This is a genomic window from Paenibacillus cisolokensis, assembly GCF_050481165.1.
Taxonomy (GTDB): Bacteria; Bacillota; Bacilli; order Paenibacillales; family Paenibacillaceae; genus Paenibacillus_AH; species Paenibacillus_AH cisolokensis.
Genome location: NZ_JBCNFP010000135.1, coordinates 1 through 937 on the forward strand (window position 1 = coordinate 1; position 937 = coordinate 937).

General features: G+C 54.0%; 1 protein-coding gene. It reads left to right on the forward strand.

Annotation, left to right across the window (positions count from 1 at the left end):
• Nucleotides 1-112: 112 nt before the first annotated feature.
• Nucleotides 113-937, forward strand: an 825-nt coding sequence (locus ABEV74_RS19660) for a transposase (RefSeq protein WP_430148745.1), incomplete at its 3' end; no start/stop codon positions are given.

Below are 937 nucleotides of genomic sequence, written 5' to 3' on the forward strand. Positions count from 1 at the left end.
AACCTGAATTTCGAAAGTAAAACTCTTTTAAAAACATAAAAAGGGCTCCTGTTCTTTGGTAGAATGGTGTTTGACGAAAAAAACTCCAACCAAAGAAAGGAGCACCTTTAAGGTGAAGTCTACCACACCCGTCAGCAAAATCAAGACCGAATTTTCTCTGCGACATGCCACAAGTTTCGGCGGCGTCAAAATCTTTCTGGAATACCTCGAGAAAATCAAGCTCGCCAAGGCGCTGCAGGGGCTATCGTTTGCGAAGGCAAACAACTCGTTGTTTCCCCTCTACCGCATCCTGCTGTATCTCATTGTCGGCTGGGTGCTCGGCTGCCAGCGGCTCTTTCATTTTCGCAAGTTGCAATATGATCCGCTCATCCGCCGTTTTCTCGGCGGACGGTGTCCCCATCACTCCCTGCTCTACAAGGAACTGGTGCGGCTTGGCAGGTTCTGTCCCAACCTGCAGCTGGATTTGCGCAAAGTCAACCAGGAAGTCATTCGGCCTTGTCTGCCCTCCGAACTGATCCTGGATCTGGATTCTACGGTGGAAACGGTATACGGCGATCAGGCCGGCGCGGCCAAAGGCCCCAATCCGCATAAACCGGGTCGGAAGAGCTACCATCCCCTTCTGGTGTTCGAAGGCCAAACCCGCCTGTGCCTGAACGCCATGCTCCGAGCCGGCAACACACACGCCTCTACGGATGCCACTTCCTTCCTGGAGCAGACGCTTGAACTTCTGAGCGGGCGGACGGTGAAGTATGCCCGATTCGACAAGGGATTCGGCGGCGAGGAGTTCTACAGCCTGTGGGAGCGTAAACGAATCGGTTACGCAGGCAAGCTGAAGTGGACCGGTCGTCTGGCGAAGGAAGTGAAGACCTGCCGATACTGGAAACGCTATGTCGAGGACGAGGAGTGGGTCATCGAGGGAATCACGCTCCTGTACAAG